The sequence below is a fragment of the Bacillus sp. Marseille-P3661 genome (assembly GCF_900240995.1).
Lineage (GTDB): Bacteria > Bacillota > Bacilli > Bacillales > Bacillaceae_J > OESV01.
Genome location: NZ_LT965955.1, coordinates 151,024 through 164,854 on the forward strand (window position 1 = coordinate 151,024; position 13,831 = coordinate 164,854).

Sequence of the window (13,831 nt, forward strand, 5' to 3'; positions counted from 1 at the left end):
AAAAAGGATTGTGGATAAGTTATTTGAATTTTTATTGTAAGAGATCGTCCATTTTTTTGTCTAATCATGTAAAATAAAAGGGTTGAAAATTTTAGATAAATAATAATGATAAAGGAGTTTTTATGATGATAAAATGCTGCCTAGAGCATGTAGATATAGCGTTAGACACAATAGTAGATGATTATGAAACAGCACCAATTATAGAGAAGGTAGATGAAAGTGAGTTATCAACAACCTGTGAATATTGTCAAAATAGCGCAGTATATGTTGTGTCGAACGAATATTCGTCCACAACATAAAGTGGTGCTGTTGTGAATATGTGGATAACTTTTGTGGATAAGTTGTTTATAGTAGGGGGATTAGTGTGAATATCTCAATATTCAGTGTTGGCAAGCTTAAAGAGAAATATTTAAAACAAGGAATAGATGAATACTTAAAAAGATTGAGCTCTTATGCGAAAGTGGAGGTAATCGAGGTGCCAGACGAAAAGGCACCTGAACATTTAAGTGAAGCTGACATGGTGCAGGTAAAAAATAAAGAAGGTGAACGAATACTTGCTAAACTTTCCGATGATACATATGTAATTATTTTAGCAATCAAAGGTAAGATGCTGTCTTCAGAGGAGTTAGCTATGGAGCTTGACCAACTAGCGATTCACGGCAAAAGTAAAGTAGCCTTTGTAATTGGCGGTTCATTAGGGTTAAGTACAGCTGTGGAAAATAGAGCTGATTTTGCATTGTCGTTTTCTAAGATGACTTTCCCTCACCAGTTAATGAAACTGGTTTTAGTTGAACAAATTTATCGTGCATTTCGGATAAATCGGAATGAACCGTACCATAAATAGGTGCGGTTATTTAGCCAAATGCCCCTCCTTAAGAATGGGGAGGCAAAAATGTTTCCGCATCTGGGATCTTATCAGATGGGGGATGAGGTTAAGCCCCGACTCGATAAATAGCCGGATAAATTTCGCTTATTTGGTAAATTGCATTGATAATAGCTTAAATAGACGGAGAGATTCCGCCTATTGGCTCAAAAAGTGTGAAAATGGAGGATTTCGATTTGCATAATCGGAAAATCTCCGCTTAACCCCCCTAAAATGGGCCCAAATCTCCATCAAATCGGAAAAACTCCGTCTATTTTAGTTTCTTCGCTTGGTACTCAATTAAGGAAATATATCTTGAAGGTATTTCTATGTGAGCCTAAGCGAGATATGCTCAACTTCCAGGTTTTCTAAATATTTTAGGGATTTAAAGCATATTTAGGATAGCTGTTTGATCCAAATATGTAGGGTATTTCCCAGTTGTTATTTGTTTAATAGCTTTTAAAGGATTAAGTCAATCCTTCTACAGTCAGACTATAGTGTAGTCGGTATATTTAAAGTTTAAGAAAAACTTTATTTGGTGGAGATTTCCCCATAAATCCCTGTTAAACAAGTAAGGTTAATCATACATACCACAGTAAATGAGTTTTTTAGCCAAATGCCTCTCCTTAGTAAAAATGATTGATGAGAAATTTAAAAATTTATGATAAATAGGTTGACAAATTTAACAACTCTTTTAAACTAAAAATAACTCTATTCTCAAATTCTTCTGCAATAACACAATCTCCCCTTTATTTGTATAGTATCTTTTATAATTAGTCTTAATTTACCTTTTTCTTTCTCCAATCGAAACCACACTAAACATCTTTTTACTTCACATTATTACCTGCTAGTTTTAAAAATTTGTTCAAAGTTAACTGAAAAATAAAGGAGATGATCCCATCGTGGCATCGAATATGTATGCTAATAAATGTCCATGTTGTGGGCGTTCTGCCATTGAAGATTATTATTACAAAACTCATTAGCAGTACACCTTTTGTATGAGATGCGGTTATTATTACACTATAACAATTAAAAAATATACCAAGGGTGATATTGAATACAAGGAAGAGAAGAGTGAAGGGCACGGAATGTTTGTATTGGAAAATAAAGATGGAATTCGAAAAAAGGTGATTTTGAACTGTAGTCTAATAAACGCACAATTAGAAGGATTTAAAGCAAATATTATGGACAACAATGTTAACCAAGAAAAAAGTTATTTAGTTACTTACGAGAATGGTGTATTCACCATATTATTTGGCAACCCACCTGAAAATTTTTATTTGTCATTTGAACAGTATCGAGAAAAGATGGTTGCGAAGTATGGAGCTCCCGATTATGACTTTATGGTTCCGATTGAGGAATAGGTATTAGTGATAGGATAATTAGCAAAAGATTTTGGGATGGAAGGGCTTTTAAATTAGTTATATCACTTGATTATTGTAGATTGTCTACTAAATTTCGATTAATTGAAAATTTATGATAGTTCCTCCTTTGTCGGCAGTACAGATTTTTTGGACAGGTTGTTTCCGAATCAATTCTTATGCCATAGCTTGTTAGAACAATTTTAGAAATGGATGATTTATAGAGCGTATTCTCCTGCTCTCTAGGTACCGATCATTTAAGTAAGAAATGAATTATCATTGTGAAGGAGGAAGAATGTTTTGGGGTTTGAAGAAGAATACCAAGCATTTTTGAATGCTCATTTGCAGGCTAGAAATGGTGAACGGTTACGGCGATTACAAGATGGTCACAACCAGGCTGAAATGTTGTTTTTGAAGCAAGTATGGTGGCCCTTATTTTACAATTTTCGATACCTCCATCCTGAATATGAAATCAATGATTTCAAGGATGGCACAAGATATTTGGATTTTGCTTATATTCGTCCTGCCATCCGGATTTGTATTGAGGTCGACGGGTATGGCCCTCACTTAAAAAACATAAGCAGATGGCAATTTTCCGACAGCCTGGAACGCCAAAACCAGTTGGTGATTGACGGATGGACTGTGATCCGCTTTTCTTATGACCAAGTTAAAGAGAGGCCGCGTCTATGCCAACAGATTGTTCAGCAAGTGATTGGCCGATGGCTGGGTGATGTACTGGACCAGACTTCTTTATCCTTTAGAGAAAAGGAAGTGCTGCGGCTAGCGATTCGAAAAGGAGAAGACATATCTCCCATAGAAGTCCAGAAGTATTTAAAGCTAAGTGACAAGACGGTAAGAAAGGTGCTTTCTCAACTAGTCGATAAAAAGATGCTTATTCCCGCATCTGGGATCACGAGGATTCGTTCTTATCAGTTGGCGGATCAGGTTAAGCGCCCGATCTGATAAATAGGCGGACAAATTTCGCTTAAGTGCTAAACTGCACGGAAAATAACTTAAATAGACGGAGAGATTCCGCCTATTGACTCAAAAAATTTGAAAATGGGGGATTTTGACTTACATAACCGGAAAAACTCCACTTAAATCCCCCCCAAATGGTCCCAAGTCTGCATCTAACCGGAAAAACTCCGCTTATTTTAGTATTGGGGATCACTTGTTCTCAATGAAGGGCATGCCTTCTTATTTAAGAAAGTGAGCAAAGGTTTTATGCAATTTACTATCATATCATGATTTGATATTCAAAACTTATAAGAACTTCAAATTAAGCAAAGGGTGAAATCGAACGGCATGATTCGGTTGGGAATGAAATACAACGAATACGTTAAAACCGCCAGTTAACTTGATGCGGTGGACCGTATCATAAGTAGCTAATGAACTTGATCTTTATTAGAGGGGGAGCCGATTTTCTTATGCAATTCAAAGGGTAGAATCAAAACGAATTGATGATACTGTGGGAGGAGTCCTAGCTATATATTAGAACATGAGTTTTATAGTTATGAAAATCATTTTTAGATTTTAGTATTAATAAATGGTTTGCTTTGAAGTCAAAAAGTCACTCCTCATTATAAAATGATCCTTTGTAAGGAATTTTATTAATGGAAGTGACTTAATCATTTTTTTTATTCCATATTTTCTAGCATATTTTCAATAATTGATGACGAGTTGTTTACAGCCATTTGTTTGAAATCTTCCCATTTCATAACAGCTTCTTCACCAGCATCATCTGAAGCGGAGCGGATTACAAGATATGGAATCTCGTTTAAATGAGCTACTTGTCCAACTGCGCCGCCTTCCATTTCAACTACGTAAGCATTGAATGTATTAAGAATCCATTCACTTTTTTCAGCACTTGCGATAAATTGATCACCTGTTGCGATTCTTCCTTTAAAAACATTTGTACCTTCTGGTAAATTCTTAGCTGCTTCTTCTGCTAGAGCAATCAGCTCTTCATCAGCATTAAAGTAGCCAATGTCCATTCGAGGAATAATGCCAGGCTCGTAACCTTTGGCCGTTTCATCCATGTCATGTTGAACTGTATCAGTTGAAATAACGATATCTCCGAGGTTTACGTCAGGATGAATAGCACCAGCAATCCCTGAATTAATAAGTTTGTCTACATTAAAATGACTAACTAAAAGTTGTGCAGCCATCGTAGCGTTTACTTTACCAATCCCAGATTGAACAAGGACGATATTCTGTCCTTTTAATGTACCTTTATAAAATGTCATTCCGGCGATATCCTCTGTTTCTTCTACTTCCATATGAGAATGTAGAATTTCAATTTCTTCTGCCATAGGACCGATAATTCCAACTATATTAGCATCTTTCGGTTCAGGGGGTGCATTTTCTACACCTTGTTGTGAGCATCCGATTAGTAAACTACCGCATAATAAAATCAAGAGCAGATGTTTAGTGTTTTTCAAAATGTTCATGTTTAGTTTCTCCTTATGATGTGATTTTTATTATTTTAGATCTAAAACAATAATTTAGGCGAACGTTTTAAAAAAATATAAATATAATGTTCGGTTTTTATTGTACTATAAACAAAAAAAATTTCAATTATTTTTATGAAATTTATAATATTCAGGATAAAATACCTATGGTATAAGTAAAAATTACCTTAAGGTATTCACCGGCACTATAATGAGTAAAAAAAGCACTGCTCCTATGCATAAGGAACAATGCTTTTTTCTATCTTCTTGTTATATATCTTTTGAATAGCGAGGATGAGTTTCTGACTGTATGCTCTTAAAAAAGGACATCCCCATTAGAATAATGACAATGGCAAAAGGCAGCGCTGCTATGATCAGCATATTTTGTAAGCCTTGTGTTCCACCAAAGTAAACGACAATTGCTGCTATCGTTGATTGAATCAACCCCCATGTAATTTTCACCGAATTACCAGGATTTAAAAGACCGTTTGTACTTAACATCCCTAGTACGAATGTGGCCGAATCTGCAGAAGTAATAAAGAAAATTGCAATGACGATAATCGTCAACATTGACATTAACGTTCCTAGGGGATACTCAGTCAGTACCCCGAATGTGGATGTCTCTAATGTAAATTTTGAAATAGTTTGGATCCCAAGCTGTTCCAATCGTAATGCAGAAACCCCGAAGACCGCGAAAAATATGAAACATACCAATGATGGTAAGAGTAGAACACCAAATAGGAACTCTTTTACTGTTCGTCCTTTTGAAATTCTGGCAATGAAAATTCCAACGAATGGTGCCCAAGAGATCCACCATGCCCAGTAAAAAATCGTCCAATTATTGATCCAAGTTCGATTTTCTTCATTTAAGGGAGCAAGCCTTAAACTCATTTCGAAGAAGTCAGAGATATAGCTGCCAAGCGTGTGTGTAAACATATTAAGGATATACATTGATGGACCCATAAGGAACAGAAGAATTAGTAGCAGTATGGCTAATGCCATATTCATATTACTTAAGTATTTGATTCCTCGTCCAACCCCGGACCATGCTGACCAGATGAACAAGATGGTTGCAATAGCGAGAACAATTAATTGGGTAGTAAAACTATTTGGGATGGCAAACAAAAAGGATAGTCCGCCAGTAATTTGTGCGGAACCAAAACCGAGTGTTGCAGCTACACCTACTATAGTCGCGAATACGGCTAACACATCAATCCATTTTCCGAATGCCCCTCTCATGCGTTTCTCACCAAATATAGGCGTGAGCGTTGCACTAATTAGACCAGGAGCTCCGCGATTAAATTTGAAGTAGGCTAGTACTAATCCGACAATTCCGTAGACTGCCCAGGCATGTATACCCCAGTGAAAAAATGAATACTTAAGTGCTTCTTTTATAGCCGTATTGGATCCTTCTTCATTTAATGGACTGTTGACAAATGCATGTGATATCGGTTCAGCAGTTGTCCAGAAGACTAATCCCATCCCCATACCAGCACTAAATAGCATTGCAAACCAAGAAGGCCTGCTAAATTCGGGCTCGTCATCCTTCTTTCCTAGTTTCAAATTACCGAAACGAGAGAACATCAAGTAAACACAGAAAAGAAGAATGGCGATAACAACTAATAAATAAAACCAACCAAAATCATTTAAGATTCGACTCGTTAAGTTTGCTGTCAACGAGTTTAAATTTTTTGGAGCAATGGCTCCCCATATGACAACTATTAATGAAATAGCTGTAGCATACCAAAATACTTTTGTTGTTTTTTTCATGCTTCACCTCTTAATAATAAATATCAGTTTTGGGCAGTATGGAACCTTATATATAGTACCATAAATTTAATTGTTATGTTGATATAGCATTAGACTAGTTTTGAATGGAGCAAAAGTTAATATAGTTAAAATCATAGCAGTCTTAGAAATATTGCTTAAAATAGAGAAGCCAGTTAAGGTTAACAAAACTGATGGCATAAAAAAAGCCCAGGTTCTTTTTCAGAATCTGGGCTTTTAAGAGCTATTATGTTTACAGAGTAACAAAAAATTTTTACGAAAGTCTCATCTTAAAGTCTTGATAGCTAAATTGACGTACAACATTACAATCGCCATCTTTCTTTTTCACAGCAATAGCTGGTAATGACATACCGTTGAAGGTTGTGTTTTTGACCATTGTGTAAATTGCCATATCACCGAATACTAAGCGATCGCCACTCTTTAATGGTTGATCAAAAGAGTAGTCACCAATTACATCACCAGTAAGGCAAGTTTGCCCGCCAAGACGGTAAGAGTATGATTTTTCGCCGACTTCACCTGATCCAAATAGAGGAGGACGATACGGCATTTCTAACACATCGGGCATATGGCATGATGCTGATGTGTCAAGAATAGCAATCTCCATTCCGTTTTGAATCGTATCAAGAACTGTTGTAACTAGATAACCTGCATTAAGCGCTACGGCTTCACCTGGCTCAAGATAAACTTCCAAACCATACTTATCTTGCATTTTCTTAATACATGCTTCTAATCGTGGAATATCATAATCTTCTCTTGTTATATGATGGCCACCACCGAAGTTAATCCACTTCATTTGAGGTAGCCACTCGCCAAATTTTTCTTCTACTGCATTAAGAGTTGTTTCTAAATCGTCTGAGTTCTGCTGACAAAGTGTGTGGAAGTGTAATCCATCAACACCATCAAGTAAATCAGGACGAAAGTATTCTCTTATAACACCAAATCTTGAACCTGGCGTACATGGATCATAGATTGCATGCCCAATTTGAGTCGAGCATTCTGGGTTAATACGCAAGCCGACACTTCTGCCAGCTGCAAGTGCTTTATCTTTAAACTTTTCTAATTGCGAAAAGGAATTAAAAATAATATGATCGCATATTGAAATGATTTCATCTATTTCATCTTCACGATAGGCAGGGGAAAAGACATGATTTTCTTTCCCCATTTCTTCATACCCTAGGCGGGCTTCGAGTAAGCCGCTCGCTGTCGTACCACTTAAATACTCTCCAATGAGAGGATACATTGAATACATTGAAAATGCTTTTTGAGCTAAAACAATCTTACATCCTGTACGTTTCATTACCCCGTTTAGGATCTTTAAATTTTTTTCCAGAAGACCTTCATCGACTACATAACATGGTGTTGGTAATTCTTCAAACCGCATCTTAATAAACGAGCTCCGGCTCTTTATCTTTTATAGGTTCTGAATCGACAAGCTCTGGATTAAAGTCTTCTTGCCATGGAAGTCCCCATTTGTTTAAAGCTTCCATGAATGGATCTGGATCAAATTCTTCGATATTGTAAACGCCCGGTTTATTCCACTTACCAGTCAAGATCATAGCTGCACCAATCATTGCAGGTACACCTGTAGTATAAGAGATTGCTTGTGAGCCTACTTCTTTATAGCATTCTTGATGGTCACAAACATTATATACATAATAAGTTTTTTCTTTTCCATCTTTTTTACCTTTAAAGATACAACCGATATTTGTTTTCCCAACTGTTCTTGGACCAAGGGAAGCTGGATCTGGTAGTACTGCTTTTAAGAATTGAAGCGGAATAATTTGCTTTCCTTCAAATTCAATTGGCTCGATTGAAGTCATTCCCACATTCTCTAGGCACTTTAAGTGTGTAAGGTAGCTTTGGCCAAATGTCATGAAGAAACGGATACGCTTAAGTCCTGGGATGTTTTGCGCAAGAGATTCAAGCTCTTCATGGTATAATAAATACATATCTTTCTCGCCAACTTCAGCGAAGTTATAAGTTCTTTTAATCTCCATTGGTTTAGTTTCGATCCATTCACCATTTTCCCAATATCTTCCGTTAGCTGATACTTCACGAATATTGATTTCAGGATTGAAATTTGTTGCAAACGGATAACCATGGTCTCCGCCATTACAATCAAGGATATCGATGTACTCGATTTCATCAAAATGATGTTTAAGTGCATAAGCAGAGAATACACCTGTTACGCCTGGGTCAAAGCCACTTCCTAAAAGAGCTGTAATTCCAGCTTGTTCAAAACGTTCGCGATATTCCCATTGCCATTTGTATTCGAACTTTGCTGTATCTTCTGGCTCGTAGTTTGCTGTATCCATATAATGCGTTTTTGTTGCAAGGCAAGCATCCATGATTGTTAAATCTTGATACGGTAATGCTAAATTCATTACGATATCAGGCTTTACTTCCTCAATTAAAGCAATTAACTCATCTACATTGTTTGCATCGACTTGTGCAGTTGTAATTTTTGTCTTGCCACCATCTAATTTAGCTTTTAACTCATCACATTTAGATTTTGTACGACTTGCGATACAAATCTCTTCAAATACTTCACTGTTTTGAACACATTTGTGAATAGCTACTGATGCTACTCCACCACAACCAATAATAAGTGCTTTTCCCATTTTCTAGTCTCCTCACTAAATAGATTTTCAAATAAAAGAGGTAGTCGATAACAACGAAACTAGTAAAACAACAATTCGTTGGGAAAAAGATCGTTATCATAACCCCTCAATAATTTCTCAAAACACAAAAAGCAAGTGTGAAACGCATGACCGCGCACAACACTTGCTTTAGATATAATCATCAATATTAAAAAGACATAAGTTAACTATGACAGAGTCATATGTAATCGTCTATCATAAAAGTTCAACAATATTATGATAGGAAGCTCTTTAATATTCAAAATATATCATAATAGGGATCAGAGTCTATATAGCAAATAATTTACTTTTACTACTCTTATTGACCGTTTCACAAGTTGTTGTGCTAACGCACTGGTTGTAAAGTAACCAACTTATAAAATTTGAGCTTTTAACTCAATCAATAAGGCAACTAAAGTTGCCAATCGGCATTTGACCCGGCTGTCCGTATGGCCTTAACTTCGAATAGAAGTGGTCAAAATTATCTGCTTGGAAAGATCTGATGTATATATTGAATATTCGCTTTCCAATTAACGCTACTCTAGCTTAACACATTTCATTCAAATATCAAGAGGTAAATTAATAAAAATTTTATAAAAGATTTCTTGTTCGAACAAAAAAAGGAAATTAGCTTCGAATAGTATATATAATAGTATTTTCGAATATTCCTTGAATTGTGTTAACATATGGTTTTTGATAGTTAGGAGGAATTATCATGTATGAGTTTGATACAAATATAGATCAGTTCGCTAAAATTAAGGTTATTGGTGTTGGCGGTGGCGGTAATAATGCCGTAAATAGAATGATTGAAGCTGGAGTAGAGGGTGTAGAGTTTATTGCAGTTAATACAGATGGACAAGCTCTAAATCAATCAAAAGCAGAAACAACAATCCAAATAGGTGCCACGTTGACAAGGGGCTTAGGTGCAGGTGCAAATCCAGAAGTAGGTAGAAAAGCTGTAGAAGAAAGTAAACAGGATATTGAAAGGGTTTTAGCAGGTGCTGATATGGTATTTGTTACAGCCGGAATGGGCGGTGGTACAGGAACAGGTGCAGCGCCGGCAATAGCTGATATTGCAAGAAGTTTAGGTTCTCTAACGATTGGGGTAGTGACGCGCCCGTTCAAATTCGAAGGTCCTAAGCGAGCTGCAAATGCGGAATTTGGAATTGAAGAAATGAGGGAAGCAGTAGATACGTTAATCATTATTCCAAATGAACGTTTATTGGAAATCGTAGATAAAAAAACGCCAATGATTGAAGCGTTTCGAGAAGCGGATAATGTCCTGCTAAGGGGTGTCCAAGGTATATCAGATCTAATAGCAGTGCCAGGATTAATAAATCTTGATTTTGCGGATGTAAAAACAGTAATGTCACATAAAGGAACAGCCTTAATGGGAATTGGTATCGCTAAAGGTGCAGACCGTGCGATTGATGCTGCACAAAAAGCGATAAACAGTCCGTTGCTTGAAACATCTATTAGTGGGGCACGTGGTGTGATTATGAATATCACTGGTGGGCGTAATTTAAGTCTGTTTGAGGTGCAGGAAGCAGCTGACATTATTGCATCGACTACACATGAAGACTTAAATATGATCTTTGGTTCAGTTATTAATGAAAATTTGGATGAGGAAATCATTGTAACAGTAATAGCAACTGGATTTGCCAAGTAAACAATAAAAAATTTTAGCCAACTAATCTCTAAAAATAGTTTAATAGGTTATGAAATATAATGGGGTGCCTGTATGGGGCACTCTTTTTGTATTTAGGCTAAGTATCTTTTGAGCTGTTTAAGAATTATCTATTGCATCAGGAGATTAGGTCAAACAAATAGTCCCAATGATACAGTATGATGGGTAGAGTTTTTGAAACAGTATAGTAAATAATTTTAAATATTTATGTAATATTATTGAGTAAACAATTTGTATACATATGTTTACAAAGTTGAATACACGTATACAAACTAGTACACATGCGATTATATCAATATGTTTACATTATTGTCCTGTTGTATACATTTCGTATACTTGTATTCTATTTAGAACACAACTTTAGATAGATTGTACAATCTATCCTACTCCTATACCATTTAATGTAAGGTGGAAATACCTTTTGTATTTAGCTTAATTGGAAGGGATGATTAATATGAATAAAACAAGAATTGCAGCAATTGATGTAGGGAATGATTCTATAAAAGCAATTTTTGGAAAGTCTGCAGAGTATGAGCTTAATATACCCAATGTAATTGCAAGAGATACAGAAGATAGACCTGTAATTGGTATAGAAGAATTGAATGATAAAGATCCTCTAGAAGGTATTCATATTAGAGTCCATTCTCCCGCATTGAAAGAAAATAATGCTATATATCGTGTAGGCAATTTGGCAACTAAAAGTGCCAATGCAACCGAATTAGATCAAGGAAGCAGCAAGTCTGAAGAAGATCAGACACTTATCATGCTCTTCGCTACTTTGGCATTAGATGCTGCCAGAGAACAAAATGATGATACTTTCAAAAAGAAAGATAATGTTATCGACTGCTTGTATACACTTGGTACAGGACTCCCTCTCCGTGAGGTAAAAGAAGGTAAGGACGTTGGCTATCGTTCACGACTATTAAGCGCAGTCCACCAAGTTGAATTTTTAGTAACTCCTAAATATCAAGGACTAAAGGTCAATCTTAAATTCGATCAAGTAAAAGTATATCCAGAGGGATTTGCGGCCTATATAAATCTAGTAATGGACAAAAATCTAAATATAATAAATAGGGATTTAGTAGATAAACGGATTTTAATTCAAGATATTGGTGGATTATCAACTGACATTGCTGTTATAAAAAATAGAAATGTAGACGATGACAAGGCACAGGGCTTTAATATTGGTGTATCTGAATCATTGGAGGCTATAAGAGAAGAAGTTAGAACGAAACATAGTGTGGAATTGGATAGTCGCAGAGACGTAGTTGAAATTATAACAAAAAAACAAGATCGGAATCACATTATGGTTAAGGGTAGTCGAACTAGTATACATGATATTACTGATAGAATTCTATTCGAATTGGCAAAGAAACAATATCGCCTTTTACGTAATATTTGGCAAAAAAACTCCCAAACAGAAATTTGCTATTTTGTTGGTGGGGGTTCAATTGTTTTAAAGGATTATCTAAAAGCAATTAATAATAGCTTAGATGGTTATAATATTGGGTTCTTTGAGGATGAAAAAGAAAGTATTTGGATGATGGCGAATGCTTATCATAAATTAATTTCAGACTTTGTAAGGAAATCCAATCTAGGAAAAGAGAAACAGACTGCAGAGAAGTAAGGGTGATTTTCATGACAGACAAGGAAATGAATAGAATACAGAGGGGACAGGCAATTACCTTTCGGCTCCCTTCTGATACACCTGACCACATCATTAAGAGGTTACAAAAGTTAAAGAAATCGGAGCGTAGAAACTTTTCTAGTAAAATTGCAGAGTTTGTTTTGCAGGGTGTAGGCAACTCCCTATCTCAAGAAAGAGAAACAATCAACATTCCTCTTCCTAAGCCTTTGAGTAATGAACAACGGAATTGGCTGAAACATTCACATTCCGAAGCTCTTTTAGGAAGTCTTGTTTATCAATTATTGATAGACCCAATTCGTGCCACTTCGGTATTGGCCTCTCTAAATAGCGGTGCATTGGACATAGATGAAGCACTATATTTACAAGAGGAAGAACCATTTGCATCAAATGAATCATATGTTGAGAAAGAACTTTATCCAAGTTTAGATAGAAAGATAGAGGAGTCTAAAGAATATCCAGTATCAAATCATTTAGAACATGGTGAAGATGACTTGATGAATTTTGACTTGGATAGTGTAAGACAAGAATTGGCGTCCCCTTCGGAAAAAGACCAAGGAGTAGTAGAAGTGGAAAGTGCTGAAGATTTACTTGGTGACTTCTTAGCAAAAATGAACAGTTAAGTACCATTCACCCGGGCTAAAAGACCTCAATGGTAGAAGTTTCATTTCAAAATACGGAATTAGCAGGACCATTCGTAAAGCTGAATGGTTTTTTTTTATGTCCAAAATAGTCTGAATGCTTTATTAAGCCTTTATAACCTTTTATTATATTACCATTTTTTGTATAATAAACGACAGCAAACCTTTTTTAAATGGAACATTTTCCTCAAGAGATTCGTAACAATAATATAAATTTTAAATATAAGGATGTGCTGTAATGAGCTTTCTTAAACGGCTTTTTGGTCAAAAAGAAGAGGTTCGGGAGGTAAAGGAACGAACTGTTCTTTCGATTGAAGTGGGGGATATCGTTGTTTATGACCTTGAGGATTATCAAGTAGTTGGCAAGTTAACTTATCATGATCATGGATTTGAATGGATAGCTTATCAGCTAAACAGCCCTAATAAAACAGTTTGGTTAAGTGCTGAAATGGATGATGAGTTGTACGTAGGTATATATGAAAAAATCACATTAAAACTTCATGAGCCTTTACCAAAGGAGGTTACATATGACAACACCAAATATTACCTTGATGAGTCAGGGATAGCAACGGTTACTGGTGAAGGCAGAGGTCGTAACGTCAATAATATGAAATGTAAGTATTTTGATTATTGTGATGACGAGAGAGAACATTTTTTGTCTGTTGAAATATGGGGTTCGGAAGTTGAAGTTAGCTATGGATATGAAATTGAGGAATTTGAAATTAAGATTATTGCAGGCCAATAATCTACAGGAGGAT

Annotated in this window: 11 protein-coding genes and 1 pseudogene; 8 read left to right on the top strand and 4 right to left on the bottom strand. The window is 35.9% G+C overall.

Annotated elements, in window-relative coordinates; genetic code table 11:
* Positions 1 to 125 precede the first annotated feature (125 nt).
* The 4 genes from C1724_RS17740 (at position 126) to C1724_RS17755 (ending at position 3,186) form a co-directional block, all read left to right on the top strand.
* Positions 126 to 299: a CxxH/CxxC protein gene (locus tag C1724_RS17740; RefSeq protein ID WP_102348093.1), complete on the top strand. Its 174-nt coding sequence runs from the start codon at positions 126 to 128 to the stop codon at positions 297 to 299.
* Positions 300 to 364: 65 nt separating this feature from the next.
* The gene (gene rlmH / locus C1724_RS17745; protein ID WP_102348094.1) at positions 365 to 844 is read left to right on the top strand and encodes a 23S rRNA (pseudouridine(1915)-N(3))-methyltransferase RlmH; all 480 of its coding nucleotides are present in this window, start codon (positions 365 to 367) and stop codon (positions 842 to 844) included.
* A gap of 1,106 nt (positions 845 to 1,950) precedes the next feature.
* Positions 1,951 to 2,226 carry a hypothetical protein gene (locus tag C1724_RS17750; protein ID WP_102348095.1) on the top strand — a complete coding sequence of 92 codons (276 nt, stop codon included), beginning with the start codon at positions 1,951 to 1,953 and terminating at the stop codon, positions 2,224 to 2,226.
* A gap of 297 nt (positions 2,227 to 2,523) precedes the next feature.
* Positions 2,524 to 3,186 (top strand): response regulator transcription factor, encoded by a 663-nt coding sequence (locus C1724_RS17755; protein WP_102348096.1) that lies wholly within the window; start codon positions 2,524 to 2,526, stop codon positions 3,184 to 3,186.
* Between the two features lie 674 nt (positions 3,187 to 3,860).
* Here C1724_RS17755 and C1724_RS17760 read toward each other — a convergent pair.
* The 4 genes from C1724_RS17760 to C1724_RS17775 all read right to left on the bottom strand — a co-directional run bounded on the left by C1724_RS17760 (position 3,861) and on the right by C1724_RS17775 (position 9,082).
* Complete coding sequence (locus tag C1724_RS17760) at positions 3,861 to 4,673, bottom strand: 5'-methylthioadenosine/adenosylhomocysteine nucleosidase (protein WP_102348097.1); 813 nt, start codon at positions 4,671 to 4,673, stop codon at positions 3,861 to 3,863.
* A gap of 270 nt (positions 4,674 to 4,943) precedes the next feature.
* Positions 4,944 to 6,443, bottom strand: a complete 1,500-nt coding sequence (locus tag C1724_RS17765; RefSeq protein ID WP_102348098.1) for a BCCT family transporter — start codon at positions 6,441 to 6,443, stop codon at positions 4,944 to 4,946.
* Positions 6,444 to 6,714: 271 nt separating this feature from the next.
* The gene (gene nspC / locus C1724_RS17770; protein WP_102348099.1) at positions 6,715 to 7,842 is read right to left on the bottom strand and encodes a carboxynorspermidine decarboxylase; all 1,128 of its coding nucleotides are present in this window, start codon (positions 7,840 to 7,842) and stop codon (positions 6,715 to 6,717) included.
* A gap of 1 nt (position 7,843) precedes the next feature.
* On the bottom strand, positions 7,844 to 9,082 hold the full coding sequence (locus C1724_RS17775) for a saccharopine dehydrogenase family protein (RefSeq protein ID WP_102348100.1): 1,239 nt from the start codon (positions 9,080 to 9,082) through the stop codon (positions 7,844 to 7,846).
* A gap of 733 nt (positions 9,083 to 9,815) precedes the next feature.
* Between C1724_RS17775 and ftsZ the strand changes: the two are divergent.
* From ftsZ to C1724_RS17795, 4 genes and pseudogenes are all read left to right on the top strand, one after another.
* Positions 9,816 to 10,760 (top strand): annotated as a pseudogene (ftsZ, locus tag C1724_RS17780) (cell division protein FtsZ); the annotation flags it as partial.
* 481 nt (positions 10,761 to 11,241) lie between these two features.
* On the top strand, positions 11,242 to 12,414 hold the full coding sequence (locus C1724_RS17785; protein WP_102348362.1) for a ParM/StbA family protein: 1,173 nt from the start codon (positions 11,242 to 11,244) through the stop codon (positions 12,412 to 12,414).
* A gap of 11 nt (positions 12,415 to 12,425) precedes the next feature.
* Positions 12,426 to 13,055 (top strand): hypothetical protein, encoded by a 630-nt coding sequence (locus C1724_RS17790; protein ID WP_102348102.1) that lies wholly within the window; start codon positions 12,426 to 12,428, stop codon positions 13,053 to 13,055.
* A gap of 256 nt (positions 13,056 to 13,311) precedes the next feature.
* Entirely contained in the window at positions 13,312 to 13,818 is a 507-nt protein-coding gene (locus C1724_RS17795; RefSeq protein ID WP_102348103.1) for a DUF4178 domain-containing protein, read from the top strand.
* The last annotated feature ends 13 nt before the right edge of the window (positions 13,819 to 13,831 follow it).

Excerpts from the sequence above, each read along its gene's own strand:
- C1724_RS17740 (WP_102348093.1), top strand. The coding sequence starts at position 126 with ATGATAAAATGCTGCCTAGAGCATGTAGATATAGCGTTAGACACAATA.
- C1724_RS17750 (WP_102348095.1), top strand. The coding sequence starts at position 1,951 with ATGTTTGTATTGGAAAATAAAGATGGAATTCGAAAAAAGGTGATTTTG.
- C1724_RS17760 (WP_102348097.1), bottom strand. The coding sequence starts at position 4,673 with ATGAACATTTTGAAAAACACTAAACATCTGCTCTTGATTTTATTATGC.
- C1724_RS17765 (WP_102348098.1), bottom strand. The coding sequence starts at position 6,443 with ATGAAAAAAACAACAAAAGTATTTTGGTATGCTACAGCTATTTCATTA.
- nspC (WP_102348099.1), bottom strand. The coding sequence starts at position 7,842 with ATGCGGTTTGAAGAATTACCAACACCATGTTATGTAGTCGATGAAGGT.
- C1724_RS17775 (WP_102348100.1), bottom strand. The coding sequence starts at position 9,082 with ATGGGAAAAGCACTTATTATTGGTTGTGGTGGAGTAGCATCAGTAGCT.
- C1724_RS17785 (WP_102348362.1), top strand. The coding sequence starts at position 11,242 with ATGAATAAAACAAGAATTGCAGCAATTGATGTAGGGAATGATTCTATA.
- C1724_RS17790 (WP_102348102.1), top strand. The coding sequence starts at position 12,426 with ATGACAGACAAGGAAATGAATAGAATACAGAGGGGACAGGCAATTACC.
- C1724_RS17795 (WP_102348103.1), top strand. The coding sequence starts at position 13,312 with ATGAGCTTTCTTAAACGGCTTTTTGGTCAAAAAGAAGAGGTTCGGGAG.